Origin of the sequence: Methylocaldum sp. GT1BB, from assembly GCF_051027545.1 — a bacterium.
Lineage (GTDB): Bacteria > Pseudomonadota > Gammaproteobacteria > Methylococcales > Methylococcaceae > Methylocaldum.
Genome location: NZ_CP194902.1, coordinates 5,008,251 through 5,019,027, shown reverse-complemented (window position 1 = coordinate 5,019,027; position 10,777 = coordinate 5,008,251). Strand labels below are relative to the sequence as shown.

10 protein-coding genes are annotated in these 10,777 nt (G+C 57.2%); 4 read left to right on the top strand and 6 right to left on the bottom strand.

The window, feature by feature from the left end; genetic code table 11:
* The first annotated feature begins 73 nt into the window (after positions 1-73).
* From ACR2TX_RS23455 to ACR2TX_RS23440, 4 genes are read left to right on the top strand one after another with little or no spacing between them, the layout of a single operon-like run.
* Entirely contained in the window at positions 74-829 is a 756-nt protein-coding gene (locus ACR2TX_RS23455; protein WP_156880388.1) for a hypothetical protein, read from the top strand.
* 38 nt (positions 830-867) lie between these two features.
* Positions 868-1,158 carry an HPr-rel-A system PqqD family peptide chaperone gene (locus ACR2TX_RS23450; RefSeq protein WP_347257805.1) on the top strand — a complete coding sequence of 97 codons (291 nt, stop codon included), beginning with the start codon at positions 868-870 and terminating at the stop codon, positions 1,156-1,158.
* The gene (locus ACR2TX_RS23445; protein WP_077728839.1) at positions 1,155-2,081 is read left to right on the top strand and encodes an HprK-related kinase A; all 927 of its coding nucleotides are present in this window, start codon (positions 1,155-1,157) and stop codon (positions 2,079-2,081) included. The genes ACR2TX_RS23450 and ACR2TX_RS23445 overlap by 4 nt, the downstream gene beginning before the upstream one ends.
* Complete coding sequence (locus ACR2TX_RS23440; RefSeq protein WP_077728840.1) at positions 2,066-3,151, top strand: nucleotidyltransferase domain-containing protein; 1,086 nt, start codon at positions 2,066-2,068, stop codon at positions 3,149-3,151. The genes ACR2TX_RS23445 and ACR2TX_RS23440 overlap by 16 nt, the downstream gene beginning before the upstream one ends.
* A gap of 232 nt (positions 3,152-3,383) precedes the next feature.
* On the opposite strand, the gene ubiA is transcribed toward ACR2TX_RS23440, so the two are convergent.
* The 6 genes from ubiA to ACR2TX_RS23410 all read right to left on the bottom strand — a co-directional run bounded on the left by ubiA (position 3,384) and on the right by ACR2TX_RS23410 (position 10,761).
* Positions 3,384-4,271, bottom strand: a complete 888-nt coding sequence (ubiA, locus tag ACR2TX_RS23435) for a 4-hydroxybenzoate octaprenyltransferase (protein ID WP_077728841.1) — start codon at positions 4,269-4,271, stop codon at positions 3,384-3,386.
* On the bottom strand, positions 4,268-4,849 hold the full coding sequence (locus tag ACR2TX_RS23430; protein ID WP_240502407.1) for a chorismate--pyruvate lyase family protein: 582 nt from the start codon (positions 4,847-4,849) through the stop codon (positions 4,268-4,270). Before ACR2TX_RS23430 ends, ubiA begins: the two co-directional genes overlap by 4 nt.
* Before the next feature lie 152 nt (positions 4,850-5,001).
* Positions 5,002-5,787, bottom strand: a complete 786-nt coding sequence (gene panB, locus ACR2TX_RS23425; protein ID WP_077728843.1) for a 3-methyl-2-oxobutanoate hydroxymethyltransferase — start codon at positions 5,785-5,787, stop codon at positions 5,002-5,004.
* Between the two features lie 296 nt (positions 5,788-6,083).
* Entirely contained in the window at positions 6,084-8,168 is a 2,085-nt protein-coding gene (recG, locus tag ACR2TX_RS23420; RefSeq protein ID WP_434130790.1) for an ATP-dependent DNA helicase RecG, read from the bottom strand.
* A gap of 15 nt (positions 8,169-8,183) precedes the next feature.
* Complete coding sequence (locus tag ACR2TX_RS23415) at positions 8,184-8,570, bottom strand: RidA family protein (RefSeq protein WP_086134568.1); 387 nt, start codon at positions 8,568-8,570, stop codon at positions 8,184-8,186.
* A complete protein-coding gene (locus ACR2TX_RS23410; protein ID WP_434130789.1) occupies positions 8,545-10,761 on the bottom strand; it encodes a RelA/SpoT family protein in 2,217 nt (738 codons plus the stop codon). Before ACR2TX_RS23410 ends, ACR2TX_RS23415 begins: the two co-directional genes overlap by 26 nt.
* Between the last annotated feature and the right edge of the window lie 16 nt (positions 10,762-10,777).

The following is a 10,777-nucleotide window of genomic DNA, read 5'->3' as shown; positions in this document are numbered from 1 at the left end:
GAAATCAATTTATTAGGGTGATCGGCGCGTAAGTTGCATTAGAGTTTTTAACAATCGGAAATTTGCACTAACAATGGCTAAAGATATGCTTCATGAAGAACAGTCTGAGTTGCGGTCATCAACGCAGCAAAAGGAAATTGATCAAACGCGGCGCAATTTGACGAGAATTGGTCTGACCACGCCTGTCCTGATGAGCTTTTCTGGTTATTCGCCGTTGGCTAATGCTTGTGCCACTCCATCCCGGCATGCATCTGGAAACACCAGTCCCCAAACAGAGGAGCCGGTTTATTCCTGCAATGGAAAACCGCCTTCCTATTTGGTGATGTGTGCTTCGTTCGGTTCATGGCCTCTAGGTGGATTGGATGCACCGCAACTGCAGATACAAGACGGCAGTGGAAATCCGATCGGCTGTACCGGGGGCGGTGTCCCTTCGTTTGACACATTTTTTTCATCGGACTCGAATCCTCCCGCTTCAAAGATATCCAGTTTTGGTACAACCGTGGATGTGTATGTTGGCGCCACTACTACTTTTATACCAGTTTTACCAACAAACGGTGCCGGGACTGTAGATCAAACTCGGCTTGCGTCTGTATGGGAACTTTTGGCGTTTCCGGAAAAGCAGCCCGATCCGCAAGCCGCCCAGTTCGCCCAATTCATTATTGCGGCGATTTATAACGCAAATGCCGATTCGAAGTATCCAGTTTCGGTAGATCAAGCAAAAGAGATGTTTGCGAAAGGTCCTTTAACGGAGTATCAGCCCACGAATGGTGTTAAATGGGGAGTAGCGGAAATCATTTTTTATCTACAAAGCACCATGGGGTTTGTCTAAAAATTAGCTGGCTTTGGTATAAATTGCTTTTGATCTTCATGACCTTACGCGTGGTCACTCTTTGTTCGGCGGCCCGCCTGAAGATATCGCCGCTTTGGCAGGACGAATGCGTGGTATTTGATGCAGCCAGTTGTAATACTTACGCAGTGCCGAAATTGAGTGCTCAGATTCTAGAAATGCTGCAGGCTGAGAAGGAGCTTAAGACTTCAACCATTCTTGCCGGAATAAACGCAAAAGGTGATCTCGACGAACAGGAGTTGATTCGAGTTCTTGACATCACATTAGAAGAATTTCAGCGTCTTGGCCTAATTGAAATAATTGCCAGTTGAGCTCTTTTAACTCCTTCGACGAGACCCTGTCCGCGCAATTTTCGGACAAGGGCGTAACTCTAGAACTTGCTCCGTTTGTTGTCCGAATCTATACCGATATTCCTAGCGTTTTAGCCGGCTTACAGCTTTACTACAGCGAGTACCCGGTACCAGGTTCAAGCGCTTTTGCAGATTTCCACGTATCGTTGCGGCGACCTCGATCGGCGTATCGCTGGTTCCGCCCTCAGGTCAGCTTTGAATTCGACGGCACGGTTCCATTTAAGCCTTTGCCTTACGAGCAAGCTTATCCCATGTTCGAATGGGGGCTTAATTGGTGTATAGCGAACCATTGCCATCGGTTTCTGATGATTCATGCAGCGGTCGTTGAGCGGGAGGGATGTGCGGCAATTTTGGCGGCTCCCCCGGGTTCGGGCAAGAGTACACTCTGCGCCGCTTTGGTCAGTCGCGGATGGAGGCTGCTTTCCGATGAATTGGCTCTTATCGATCCGGCAACGCTTCGGATAACGCCTATTCCCCGCCCGATCGGGCTCAAGAATGATTCGATCGAAATTATCCGCCATTTCAATCCTTCGGCAGTGATTGGGCCGGTAGTAAAAGATACCCGCAAAGGGACAGTAACTCACATGAAAGCGCCGGTCGGCAGCATTCTCCGTTCTCGCGAAACGGCTTGTCCTGCGTGGGTCATCTTTCCTCGTTACGAGCGCGATGCTGCCGTTCGGTTGCGGCCTCACTCCAAGGCTCGGACAGTCGTGCGTCTCGCCGAAAACTCATTTAATTACACCTTACTGGGTGCAATAGGCTTTGATGCTTTGATAGGCATAGTCGATCAGGCTGAATGTTATGAATTTACCTATAGTAAGCTGGATGATGCCATCTCGATATTTGCTGATTTGAAGGCGCCTCCGCTATGTCAGGCCCGATGAATGTCGCCGCCGCCAAGGCGCTGACATGCACCGAGACTCTAATCGATTGTTCTCTCGGCGACTGGGACATCGTTATCCGCCAGTGCAGGGCGGCAAAGGTACTCGCCAAGTTAGCGGCCCGACTCGAAGACCATGGCTTGCTCGATCTAATCCCGGAGGCTCCCCGCAGACATCTGATCTCTGCGCACCTGGTTGCACGCCGGCAAAACCAGGCCGTGGAAATCGAGGTCGAGCAAATCCGAAAGGCCCTGGCTAGAACTCAGGCTCCAATCGTCCTGCTCAAGGGGGCGGCCTACGCAATGGCCGGCCTACCGGCAGCACGGGGGCGTGTGTTTGCTGACATCGACATACTGGTGCCGCGCGAGCGATTGGCCGATGTCGAAGCGGCGCTGATGCTGCATGGCTGGATAAGCACGCATCATGATGCTTATGACCAGCGCTACTATCGCCAATGGATGCACGAAATCCCACCGATGCAGCACATTAAGCGTGGTACGGTTATCGATGTACATCATGCTATTACACCGATTACTTCCAGGATTCGGGCCGATTCGAAAAAAATGCTCGCTGCGGCAGCGCCGTTGCCGGGACATGACAGGCTGTTTGTGCTTGCGCCCGAAGATATGGTGCTGCACAGTGCTACTCATCTTTTTTTGGAAGGCGAACTGGATTCGGGATTTAGAGACCTCGCCGATATCGATACCCTGCTTACGCACTTCGCAGCCGCTGACGACAGCTTTTGGGAGCGTCTGATGGAACGAGCCGTGGAGGTCGGTCTTGCCAGGCCTTTGTTTTACGCTTTTCGTTATACGGAGAAGATACTGGGGACGCGAATTCCTCCGCGGATTCAGGCCAAGGCTGCGGTGGGATCGCCGGCGCGGCCATTGCTCAGCCTGATGGATGCGCTGTTCTTACGGGCGCTTCGGCCGAAGCATTCCACAGTCGCCGACCGTTTCACGGGGATTGCCCGGTGGATGCTTTATGTTCGGGGCCATTGGCTGCGCATGCCTTTGCCTCTGCTCGTTTATCATCTCGCTCGTAAGGCATTGGCGGTTGAACAGTCCGGGTGAAACGAGGGCTCGATGCGAGCTTGCTGGTGCTCCGGAGGCATCCTAGAGCGTTTTTCATCCCGGTGTACGGCTTCGTGTCGGGCGGGAAGAACGTAGGTCGGCAATCCCTTGCCGACTTATCGGCTCGGCAAAGGATTTTGTCGGAAGGGTCGCGACTAAAGCGACCGTTTGCGATTGGGAAGGGATTGCCGACCTACCTATCGGGCTCTCTGACACCGAATCGGAAAATGCTCTAAAGGCGGGAGACGTAGTCGACTACCAACCCGAAAAATACCGCCGCGCCGAACCAATGATTGTTCAGAAATGCTTTGAAGCAGCCGGCGGGATCGCGCTCCCGGATCAGATACTGTTGGTAGGCGGCCAGCCCGGCGGCGACCAAGAGACCGAGAAAATAGGCTATTCCAAGCCCGGATTGCCTTCCCACCGAATAAAGAATCAGCAGCACGAAGACCTGAAGCATTCCGATCAGCACCCGATCCATGTCGCCGAACAGAATGGCGGTGGATTTGACGCCGATCTTGAGATCGTCCTCCCGATCCACCATGGCGTACATCGTGTCGTAAACCAAAGCCCACAGGATGGTGGCGAAGTAAAGTTCCCAGCCGACCCACGGAATGCCGCCCGTCTGGGCCGCGAAAGTCATGGGCACCGCCCAGCCGAAGGCGAGTCCCAGATAGGCTTGCGGAAGATAGGTGTAGCGCTTCATGAACGGATAGGACGCGGCGAGAAAAGCGCCGGGGACCGACAGCGCGATTGTGAGCGGGTTGGTGAGTAGAACCAGGCCGAACGATACCAGGCACAGCACGACGAACAGCCAAAGCGCTTCCTTGGGTGTCACCAGTCCGGCGGCGATCGGACGTAATTTGGTGCGTTTGACGTGGGGGTCGAAGTCGCGGTCGGCGTAGTCATTGATCACGCAGCCCGCCGCCCGCATCAGCACGACGCCGGTGACGATGACGAAGCTCACCAGGACGTCGGGTTTGCCGTTTCCGGCAATCAATAGCGCCCACAGGGCCGGCCAAAGCAGAAGGAAGATGCCGATGGGCTTGTCCAGACGCATCAATCGCCAGTAAAGCTCGAGACGACGGCTGGACAGCCGGAAGGTCGGTTGGTCGATCATAGGCTTGCTTCTCGCTTCAACAGAGAAGGTAGAAAAAACTCGGCTACTAACAGGTTTCCGTGCGCGACGGCGTACAGCGAGCGCCGACCCCAGATTCGGTCGGACGATTCGGCGAAGTCAAGAGCTTTGGAACGTTCCGGTAGCCATTTCGCCCTTTCGACGACGGCCAATTCCAGCCCCAGCCGCTTCAGGTTCGGGTCGGAGAAAAGAATCTCTCCCAGCGGGCGGTTGCCCAAAGAAGCCAGATGGCGCTGAGCGCCGCGGAGAATACTTGCCGGTATGATGCTGCGCGCCACGACCAGGGGCTGTTCGCCGCATTGAAGAGCCACCTCGCGTACCAACGCGACCCGCGAAGGTCTAAGTCTCAGCGCTCTCGATTCGTCGGCAAACGGCCTCAGCCAGTCCTGCTGCAGCACCCGGAGGCGAAAATCGCCGCCGCAAAGGCCGCGAACCCGGCGGGTCAGCGAGCCGGCTTCGAAAAGCCATGGATGGAGCCCTTCGGGGATCTGGCTGCGCTGACTGCTTCCAAGTTGAAACCAGTCCGGTGCTCGGCGGAAAAGTTGGCTGCGTGTCGTCAATGGTCGGTCTCGAGAATAAACCGCGAATTTTAGCAGAGCGCGTGAGTTTTCCTGACCGGCCGGATACATTCATCTGCAAGGAATTGCCTAGCTGCGCCTCTGTTCCGGCGGTTCGGTCGGAGCGGCCGCTTCGGTCGGACAAATCGCTATCTCTATCTCTTCCTTGAACCGCGCATGTGGAGAACATTGTCCACGAAGGTTCCGTCGTCGACTTCCTTCATGAATCGCTCGGCAACATCGACGATCGCTTTGCCAACGTAAGCGTACTGTCTCGAAAACGGCGGCCAGAAATCCCCCAGGCCGATCGCGTCGTTAATGACCAAAACCTGTCCATCGCACGATGCGCCGGCACCGATTCCCACTGTGGGCACCTTGATCGACTGCGTGATGGTCTTCGCCAGGGTTGCCGGTATGTGCTCCAGAACCACCAAGAACGCGCCCGCTTCCGCGATGTCGATCGCTTCGCTCAAGATGCGTTCCGCGTCGCTTTTCTTGCCTCCGACCTGTCGGAAGTCGGAAGCCGTCTGGGGCGTCAATCCGGTATGGCCGACCACGTCGATTCCGTTGGCAACGAGATGAGCGATCACGTCGTACTTCGGACCTTCCAGCTTGATGCTGTCGGCGCCGGCGTCCAGCAGCAGTTTGGCGTTATTCAGGGCCGTGGCCGGATCGCGATCGCTGTTGTATGGAAGATCGCCGATGATATGCGTATTCGGCGCGCCGCGGCGGACGGCGCCGATATGGTATTGCATGTGCTCGATGGTGACATGGCGCGTGCTGTCGAAGCCCATTTCCACCATCCCCACCGTGTCTCCGACCAGGATGACCGGAATCCCCGCTTTTTCGAGAGAGCGGGCTACGGGGGCGGTGTAAGCCGTCAGCATCGGGATCGGCTTTACCGACTTCATTTGTCTCAAGGACTCTGCGTTGAGTTTCATGGCTTTCATCTCCGGTGTGTCGGATTCGTATCTGGCGTCGCAAGCGTTTCGTCAGGGTGCTTAGAGCCTATCCCGGTAGGTCCCAGAACCCTTCGACTCGGCTCAGGACAGACCCTTCGACAACCCTGTCCTGAGCTAAGTCGAAGGGCTCAGGGCGAACGGCCTGGATAGGCTCTTATCTCGTTGGTCGATTTTCCCTCAAGGCGGGGATAAGATGGGGTTTCGCCACGGCGTATCCGCTTCGGAAGAATGTAATGGCATCTCGAAAAACGTCGATACCCCGTACGGGTAGTCATTCAAGCCCCGGCATATTGCACCGAATGACCGACCCAGCGCCGGATCAGGCGTTCGGCGCGGTCGGGATAATCCCGCAGCAGAATGGCGGCCGTTTGAGCAACGGCATCCAAGAGGTGTCCGTCGCGCGCCAAGTCGGCGATGCGGAACTGGACCTGGCCGGTCTGCCGGGTTCCCAGGAGTTCTCCCGGTCCCCGCAATTCCAGGTCTTTTTCGGCGATGACGAAGCCGTCATCGGAGTCCCGCAGGATACCCAAACGTTGTTTGGCGGTTTCCGACAGAGGCGGCTGGTACAGCAAGACGCAATGCGCCTCGCCGGGACCGCGTCCCACCCTCCCGCGCAATTGGTGCAGCTGGGCCAGTCCCAAGCGCTCGGCATTCTCGATGATCATCAGGCTGGCATTCGGGACGTCCACGCCGACTTCGATGACGGTAGTGGCCACCAGCAAATCGAAATGCCCTTCCTTGAAGGCTGACATGACGGCTTCCTTTTCGGCGGGTTTCAAACGCCCGTGTATCAGCGCGACGCGAACATCCGGAAGCGCTTCGGCGAGCACGACGGCGGTTTTTTCCGCTGCTTCGCATTGCAATGCCTCGGATTCTTCGATCAGCGTGCAAACCCAGTACACCTGTCTTCCTTTGGACGCCCAGTCGGTGATGCGGGCGATGATTTCAGCCCGGCGACTGGTCGGAATGACCACGGTCTTGACGGGAGTCCGTCCTGGCGGACGCTCGTCGATGACCGATAGATCGAGATCGGCATACCCGAGCATCGCCAAGGTTCTCGGAATCGGTGTGGCGGTCATGATGAGTTGGTGCGGATACAAGCCATCATGCAGACCTTTTTCGCGGAGCGCCAGCCGTTGATGGACGCCGAATCGGTGCTGTTCGTCGATGATGACGAGCCCCAGGCGATGAAATGCCACCTGTTCCTGAAATAGGGCGTGGGTGCCGATGACGATGCCGGCTGCGCCGCGACCGATGGCGTCGAGCTCGGCTTTCCGGGCTTCGCCCTTGAGGCGTCCGGACAAGAAGGCGATCTGTATGCCGAAGGGTTCGAGCCACTGCCGAAAGCTTCGGAAATGCTGCTCGGCCAAAAGTTCGGTAGGAGCCATGATGCCGACCTGGTAGTTGGACGACAGCGCGGTCAGCGCGGCATGGGCAGCCACCACCGTCTTGCCCGATCCCACGTCGCCTTGGACCAAGCGCATCATGGGACGGTTACCGGATAAATCGGCTTCGATCTCGGCAATCACGCGCTTTTGGGCGGCGGTTAGAGAGAACGGCAGGCTGCGCAGAAACCGGTCCGCCGCCTCCCGATTGATCGCCATAACCGGGGCTCGATGAGCCTGCATCTTGGCCCGGAAGCGCCCGAGGCTCAGATGATGGCTAAGCAGCTCTTCGAAGGCGAGGCGCGAACGGGCGGCGGCGAGTTGCGGCGAAGTTTCGTTGTAGCCGGCGGGCGGCTGATGCAGAAGCCGAAGCGCGTCCATGAGTCGCAACCGGTTCGCCGAAGGGATCAAGGGCTCGGGCAATAAGTCGGGAAGCCGGATTTCGTCGGCCATGGACAGTGCTTGTGCGGCCAGCCGGCGAATGGCTTTCTGATGGATGCCTTCGGTCAAGGGATAAACCGGCGTCAGCGCGCGCTCGGGAACATCGGTCTCCGTATCGTCGATGAGTTTGTAATCGGGATGGGTCATTTCCAGGCCCGCATAACCCGTCCGCACTTCGCCGTAACAGCTCAGCCGCTTGCCGCGGGTCAGCTGCTCGCGCTGTTTCGCCGTGTAATGGAAGAACCGCAGATCGAGAAAGCCGGTGCCGTCGCCGATCCGAACAATCAGCGAGCGACGGCCCTTTGGGAGGATTTCCGCGAGTTCGATCCGGCCTTCCACCAGCGCATGACCGCCGGGTTTCAGATGTCCGATAGCGGTGACGGACGTCCGATCTTCATAACGCAGCGGCAGATGGAAAAGCAAGTCGCTGACGGTCGAAATGCCCAGCTTTTCCAGCCGTTTGAGGGTTTGCGCTCCCGCCCCCCTGAGGGTGGCGACCGGAAGCTCGTCGAGAGAACGGTTTTGCGAAGCCAAATAGTCGCGGGACGCCTATTTCGCCAAAACCATGATCGCGTCCATTTCGACTCCGGCGCCCCGCGGCAGGGAGGCCACGCCGATGGCGGCGCGGGCAGGGTACGGCTCGGCGAAATATTCCGCCATGATTTCGTTCACCAGCGGAAAATGGGCGAGATCGGTCAGGAAGACATTCAGTTTGACGACATCCCGAAGGCTGCCTCCGGCCGCCTCGGCCACGGCTTTGAGGTTGTCGAACACGCGGCGGATCTGCACGTCCATGCCGCCTTCGACCAGCGTCATGGTGGCGGGGTCCAGCGGAATCTGGCCGGACAGATAAACCGTGTCGCCGACTTTTACGGCCTGGGAGTAGGTGCCGATCGCTTTGGGAGCCTGGTCAGTCTGAATAATTTGTTTTGCCATGGTTCTGTTTCTTTCTGAGTTCGGACTTTACGCGGGAAATTTTCAAAACGACCGATAATTTTCGCAGTTCTCGCATGACCGAGGCGAGATGGATGCGGTCCTTGACCATCAAGGTAATGATGTCGGTGGAAATCTGGCTGTCCTGATTGGAGATCTGGACGTTTTCGATGTTGGCGCGCATGCGGGAGATGGTGGAGGCGACTTTAGCCAGGGTACCGACCTGGTTCATCAGTTCCAGACGGATGACCGCCGGGAAATCGCCGCTGGCTTGTTTGTCCCAGTCCACGTCCAGCCAGTTCATGTGTTTTTTTCTGAGCTCCGAGACGTTCTTGCACTCGGTGAGGTGAACGACGATCCCCTTGCCGGGATTGAAGAATCCGACGATGGGGTCGCCCGGTATCGGGCGGCAGCACTTGGCGAGGTTGACCACCATGCCTTCTGTGCCTTTGATGATCAGAGGCGACAGTGCTGGCAGGTTTTCCTGGTTGGCTGTAGTCTCCGACGTGGCGTCGGCTTGCGCCATTTGGCGGACGACCAGGAAAGGCAAACGGTTGCCGAGCCCGATATCTTCCAGCAAGGCTTCGAGAGACGGCAATTCGAGCGCCTTCAGCAAATCGTCGATCCGCTCCCGCGGAATATCCTCGAAACGTATGTTTTGGGCATCGAATTCCTTTTCCAGCAAACGTTTTCCGAGGGCGACCGCCTCCTGTTTCTTGAAATTCCTGAGATAGCTGCGAATGGCCGCGCGCGCTTTGGCGGTGACGACGAAATTGAGCCACAGCGGATTGGGGCGGGCCCAGGGCGCCGTGATGATCTCGACGGTCTGGCCGTTCTCGAGAACGGTTTGCAGCGGCGCGAGTACCCGGTCGATTCGGGCCGAGACGCAAGTATTGCCGATATCGGTGTGCACGGCGTAAGCGAAGTCGACGATGGTGGCTCCGCGCGGAAGCTTGGTGATCTTGCCCTTGGGGGTGAAGACGTAAACTTCCTGCTGAAACAGGTCGACCTTCAAATTGTCCAGGAATTCCATCGAGTCGCCGGCGCTCTTCTGGATTTCCAGAAGATCTCTCAGCCACTCGTGGGCACGGGTCTGGCTGGTCGAAATCTGTTCATGCTCGCTCTTGTACAGCCAGTGTGCCGCGATGCCGGATTCAGCCAGATGGTGCATGGCGCGGGTGCGGATCTGAATTTCCAGCGGCTGGCCGTAAGGCCCGACCAGCACGGTGTGCAGCGACTGATAGCCGTTGGCCTTGGGCACGGCGATGTAATCCTTGAAGCGGCCAGGCACCGGCTTATAGAGGTTGTGAACTATCCCTAAGGCACGGTAACAATCGTCCACCTCATCTGCGATGATGCGGAAGGCGTAAACGTCGTAGACGCCGGAAAAGGAGACATGCTTGATTCGCATCTTTTGATAGAGACTATAAAGATGCTTCTCCCGTCCGATTACTTCGCAGTTGACCAGCCCGGCGTCCTGCAGTCGTTTCGTGATGGCCGACTCGATGATCGCCACCACCTCCTTGCGGTTGCCGCGAGCTTTCTTTACCGACTGTTCCAGCACGCGGTAACGTACCGGATACATGGCGGAGAACCCCAGTTCTTCCAATTCCAGCCGCATCTCGTTCATGCCCAGGCGGTTGGCAATGGGTGCGTAGATGTCCAGGGTCTCGCGGGCGATGCGCCGGCGCCGCGTCGGAGACATTATCCCTAAGGTGCGCATGTTGTGAAGCCGATCCGCCAGTTTGACCATGATCACGCGGAGGTCCTTGACCATCGCGAGCACCATCTTTCGGACATTCTGGGCCTGCGCCTCGGCCCTCGATTTGCAGTCGAGCTGGGTCAGCTTGCTGACGCCGTCGACCAGTTCGGCGACTTCGTCTCCGAATTGTTCTCGCAGTTGCTCCTTGGTGACGGAGGTGTCTTCGATGACGTCGTGCAGAATGGCCGCCATGATGCCTTTTGCGTCCATGCGCATCTCGGCGAGGATGATGGCGACCGAAAGGGGATGGCACACATACGGTTCGCCGGTCAGTCGGAATTGGCCCTCATGCGCGGAAAGGGCAAGCTGATAGGCGCGATAAATTTCCTCGACCTGCGCTCCGTCGAGATAGGCCGAGACTATGCTGCACAGCCTGCGAATGAGCTTTTCATTCGGCAGTTCGGTCACTTCTTTGGGAAGAAGCTGGTTCATGGCAGCCCGCGCTCTT

Bases quoted from the DNA above. Each gene is read 5' to 3' on its own strand.
- panB (WP_077728843.1), bottom strand. From the start codon at position 5,787: ATGAAACTCAACGCAGAGTCCTTGAGACAAATGAAGTCGGTAAAGCCG.
- ACR2TX_RS23415 (WP_086134568.1), bottom strand. From the start codon at position 8,570: ATGGCAAAACAAATTATTCAGACTGACCAGGCTCCCAAAGCGATCGGC.
- ACR2TX_RS23410 (WP_434130789.1), bottom strand. From the start codon at position 10,761: ATGAACCAGCTTCTTCCCAAAGAAGTGACCGAACTGCCGAATGAAAAG.
- ACR2TX_RS23450 (WP_347257805.1), top strand. From the start codon at position 868: ATGACCTTACGCGTGGTCACTCTTTGTTCGGCGGCCCGCCTGAAGATA.
- ACR2TX_RS23455 (WP_156880388.1), top strand. From the start codon at position 74: ATGGCTAAAGATATGCTTCATGAAGAACAGTCTGAGTTGCGGTCATCA.
- ACR2TX_RS23440 (WP_077728840.1), top strand. From the start codon at position 2,066: ATGTCAGGCCCGATGAATGTCGCCGCCGCCAAGGCGCTGACATGCACC.
- ubiA (WP_077728841.1), bottom strand. From the start codon at position 4,271: ATGATCGACCAACCGACCTTCCGGCTGTCCAGCCGTCGTCTCGAGCTT.